The 4,489-nt window shown below is 67.7% G+C and carries 2 protein-coding genes; one reads left to right on the plus strand and one right to left on the minus strand.

Annotation, left to right across the window (positions count from 1 at the left end):
* Positions 1–263: 263 nt before the first annotated feature.
* Positions 264–1,163, plus strand: coding sequence for a methyltransferase domain-containing protein (locus tag ABZ951_RS33515; RefSeq protein ID WP_344098154.1), 900 nt, complete (start codon positions 264–266; stop codon positions 1,161–1,163).
* Between the two features lie 233 nt (positions 1,164–1,396).
* Here ABZ951_RS33515 and ABZ951_RS33520 read toward each other — a convergent pair whose 3' ends face one another.
* Positions 1,397–3,907 (minus strand): Helicase associated domain protein, encoded by a 2,511-nt coding sequence (locus ABZ951_RS33520; protein WP_344098155.1) that lies wholly within the window; start codon positions 3,905–3,907, stop codon positions 1,397–1,399.
* Between the last annotated feature and the right edge of the window lie 582 nt (positions 3,908–4,489).

The following is a 4,489-nucleotide window of genomic DNA, read 5'->3' on the forward strand; positions in this document are numbered from 1 at the left end:
CGGCAGTACCAAGCCCGCGTCTGCCACTACAAACGACGCGGACACACCCCGCCAGAAGCTACCCACCCGTCACAGCAAAGACCGTTGCAGTACTAGGGTGGTCCGGAAGGCATCTTGATGGGAGGGTTGTGGTGGACGGAGGAGACCGGCAGTCGGGGGACGGGCAGGTCGGCGGGCCGTACTCCAGCCCGGGAGATCCGGGCAATCCGATGCCCGAACCGGACGACACCGACATCGAGGACGACTAGAAGGACGGCCGCACGATGGTGATGACGGCCGAGGGCCTGCGCGCACGCTGCGCCCGTCGGATGAGCCTGACCCCCCGTGGTTTTGCGGACTGCTCCTGGCTCCGCCAAGTCTTCCTTGAAGTGCCGCGGGAAGAGTTCGTGCCGGACCGGGTATGGTGGCCGGCCCGCGGGGACGGCGCCCGTTACCCCCTGATCGACCGGAATGAGAAGCCGCGTGCCTGGCTCAAGGCGGTCTATGAGCCCGGTGCCGCGCTCATCACGCAGATCGATGACGGCACCGTTGCTCCTACCGGCCCCGCGGACGGCGCGTTCACCTCCAGTATCTCCTCACCCGGCGTCGTGATCGAGCTGCTGCGCCACCTGGCGCCCGAGCCCGGCGAGCGCATCCTGGAGATCGGCACCGGCAGCGGTTATACCACCGCGCTTCTGGCTCACCGGGCCGGCGCTGCTTGCGTGGTGACGGTGGAGATCGATCCCTGTCTGGCTGCCCGGGCCGAGCGCCGGCTGCGTGCGGTGGGGTTGGACCCGGAAATCGTCACAGGCGACGGTGAACAGGGTTATGCCCGCGGTGCCCCGTACGGCCGCATCCTGTCCACTGCCTCGGTACGGCGAATCCCCCGGGCCTGGCTACGGCAACTCAAACCGGGCGGCGTCCTGGTCACGCCCCTGGACAGCCCGTTCGGCTACGACCTGCTCGTGCACCTCACCGGCGATGGCCATGGTGGCGCGTCGGGGAGGGCGGTGGCACAGGTGGAATTCATGCGGGTGCGCGGCCAGCGGGCGCAGCGGCCCTACACGGAGCTGGGCTGGCCCGCGGAGCTGAACACCACCCAATGGCGGGATCTGCGGGTGCGCGCTGATCAGAGCGGTCAGCACATCACGGCGGCTACTGCAGAAGCCGCGTGCAACTGGTGACCCGGAAGACAGTTCGTGGGTGTTCATTGCAGGGGTCTGCGGTTGTGTCGGTGGTTGAGATGTTTCCTTTGAGTTGAAGGCAGTTCTGCGGTCTGGCGTCTGGGAATCGTATGAGGAACGGGCATCGGGGCTTTGATTCTTGTTTCGCTGTTGGGGTTCGGCTGTCTCGGCGTTCAGGATTTTCTACCGGGGAGCGCTTGCTGCGCTGTTTGCGGGGGTGGAGTCCGCAGCCGTCACCAGCGCATGTCGAGTTGGTCGAGGTCCGCGCGGCGTTCGGGGGTGAGTTTCGATGCCCTGCGTCGGGTGTTGTCGAGCCAGGTGCCGAGTTTGATCTCCAGGGGCTTCTCAGTGCCGCCCTGGGGGCCTGCCGGTGCGTCTTCTGGTTCCAGTTGTTCGACGTGCTTCCGGGGTACGTTGAGGTGTCCTTCGCGGGCGTGGAACTGCCGTGCTGCCCGGAGGTTGAGGGCCCATTTGTCTTGCTGCGTGCGTTTGACGGGCCGTTCGTGTTCTTCGGCGGGGGTGAGGCCGAGGACGTTTTCGAGCATCCACTGCTGGACGGGCAGCAAGTCGTCCCAGCTGAGGCGGGAGGCCTGGGCCCATCGTCCGAGGTCTTCGCCCTGCACGATCACCTCACCTGGCACCGTCGGCAGGACCCCGCCGGCCTCGATGTGGGCTTGGGCGAGGCGGAAGCAGCGCTGCCATCCGGTGTCCCATACCGGGCACCAGCCCGGGTCGATCTCCTCCAGCGCTTCGCGCCGTGCTTCGGTGAGGGCCTTGGTGCTGGACCTGACAGGGAGGCCGGCCGCGCGTTGCTCTGCGATGCTGTCCGCGATCCTGGCCGCAGTGCGCAGGTTCTTGGCCCAGGTCCCCACCGGATACCCCTCCCAGACGGCGGTGGCGGGCGGCAGGAAGTGCCCGTGGACGGCGGCCCAGCCACGGGCGGCGGTGAGCCCTTCCTCGAACGCGACGTCCTGGTGAGACCAGACCATCCCGAGCCTGTCGAGCTCGGCGACGCGGGCCGGAGCCAGGCGTCCGACCTTGTTGAAGCGCCGCTGATCAGCCAGCCACGTGCCCAGAGGAAACCCTGCGGGCGACCACTCCGGCGGCGTGACGAAGTCGTACGGGACCCGCAGCTGCTCCGCGCCGGTCTCCTTCGCGTACCGCACAGTGGCCTCGACGCCACGCCGCCAGAAGGCGTTCTCTGGCTCGATCACCCGCAACTTCACGAACCGCGCCAGCAGGGCCGGGTCGCGGGGCGTGCTGAACCTCAGCAGCTCCCGCGCGGGCGCACTCGGCCCCCGCTCGTCCGTCGGCCGCTCCTGACCGCCTTCCCCGGCCTCCTTCTCCGGCTCGTAGCTCCCGCTGCGCACACGAGGGTCGGCGAGCGCTTCGATGGTGTCGGTGTCGTGGGCACGGAGCGCTCCGAGGACCTTCGCCAGGGTTTCGTAGGCGGGTGAGGTCAGTATTTCGTCGGGGATTTCACCTGGCGCGGGGAATATCGGAACGATCAGTGATGCGATTTTTCCCTCGCCGGGCTTCATACGCAAGGCGCGGCCGACCATTTGCACGATGTCGACCATTGATCCCCTGGCGTCGCAGAAAGCGACGGAATCACAATTCGCTGTGTCGACCCCTTCGCCGAGCACTCTCACGGAGCTGAGCACGCGCAGCGCGGCCGGCCGCAGCCCCTCCTCGTCCTCGATGACGTCGGAAGCGAACTCGTCCAGCACGGCCCGCCGGTGACCGGGGGCGTGGTCCCCGTACAGCCAGTCGGCCCAGACCCGTTCCGGCACCGGAAACCGTCGGGGGTCGTCCTTCCAGAGCCGCTGTGCGACCTCGGCGACGCCTTCGGCCATGGCCTCAGCCTCGATGATCTTGCTGTGGAACGTCAGGACCTTCCGCAGCCCCTCCTGTGCCGCCGCTGTCAGGATCCCGGTCTGCAGCGCCGCCAGCCGCGCCCCGCGTACCGCGTCCGAGCCGGGCCCCGCCGTCTGCTGCGCCTGGTGGAGCTCGGGGTCGGTGATGTCGACGCACACGACCTGGTAGGGCGCGACCAGGTCGCGGCTGATGGCATCGGACAGGGTGAGCTTGAACGCCACGGGCCCGAACAGCGGAGAGTCGGGGGCCATGCTCGCGATCAGGCGCGGCTCCTCGTCACGACCGTTCCCGGCCGCTTCCCAGATGCGGGCGGTGGCGGTCATGTAGAGCCGGCGGCCCGCCGGGATCTTGCCCTGATCGTGTACGGCTGCCCAGGGCTTTCCGGCGTCTCCGCTGGTGCGGTGTGCCTCGTCGACGACCATCAGGTCCCACACGCCCAGGCCCTGGGCATGGGCGCGTGGGAGAATGCCGAGGCCCACGGCGGCGTAGGTGGCGAACACCGTCACACGGTCCAGCCCTTGTGCCCAGGCCACGAGCTCGGCCGGATCCGTCGTGCAGGGCATGCCGTCAGCGTCCTCGGCGGTTAGCCGGCAGACTCCGATCATGGCTCCGGTGCGGCCGCCCTCCCGCCATGCGGCCGCGGTCTGGGTCAGGAGATCCAGAGTCGGTACGAGGACCAGGACCCGCCGGGCGGCCAGTTTTTGAGCGGCCTCGGTGGCGATCAGTGTCTTGCCCGAGCCGGTAGCGGCGATGACTTGGGTCCGCAGCCCCTCGGCCGGCAGGTGCCCGTCGGCGGGCGTCTGCAGGACACGGAGGATGGCATCAACTGCTTCCACCTGATGCGGAAACAGTTCTTTACCCGGCATGCGATTTCCCTTCGTCGCTGTCTGACGTGTTTTTCGGGGCCACTGTAATCTGGTTGTGCTGGAAGTCTGAGAGCTGGCTAATGGGCGTTTATGCAGTTCACGGGAGCGGTTTTCTGGGCGGTTACTCGTGGCCTTCCGATGGCTCTGCAGGTCGTGGTGGGGGTACCTTGTCCCTCCATAAGGTAGCGGGGCTGACAGGATGACGCATCGGCTGGATAGAAGTGTTCTAGTCCGTTTGTTTCTGCCAACCTGGAGTGGTTGGAGTGAGTGTTTGTTCGCCGTTTCCGTCCACGCCTGTTCGAAGGGCCTGCCAGGACAGACCCCCTGAAACTCCGTCACCCCGAGCCGCGCCCCCTTCTCCTGCTGCCAGCTTCAGGAACGCGCGGAGCGCGTTCCGTCTGGGCCGGATCGCGGAGCGATCCGAGCCTGAGGCCAACGGAGTTGGCCTCCCGGGCCACGGAGTGGACCGGATTCCCGGGACGAAGTCCCGGTACCCGCACGGAGTGCGGGGCTGCTTTCCGCCACGTAGTGGCGGCGCGTCGTGTTCGCGGAGCGAACCGCGCGAGATCGGAAGAGCGTCGG

It is taken from the genome of Streptomyces sp. NPDC046215, from assembly GCF_040646215.1.
Lineage (GTDB): Bacteria > Actinomycetota > Actinomycetes > Streptomycetales > Streptomycetaceae > Streptomyces > Streptomyces stramineus.

What these genes read in the sequence shown, in the direction of transcription:
- ABZ951_RS33515 (WP_344098154.1), top strand. Translation starts at nt 264, where the DNA reads ATGGTGATGACGGCCGAGGGCCTGCGCGCACGCTGCGCCCGTCGGATG.
- ABZ951_RS33520 (WP_344098155.1), bottom strand. Translation starts at nt 3,907, where the DNA reads ATGCCGGGTAAAGAACTGTTTCCGCATCAGGTGGAAGCAGTTGATGCC.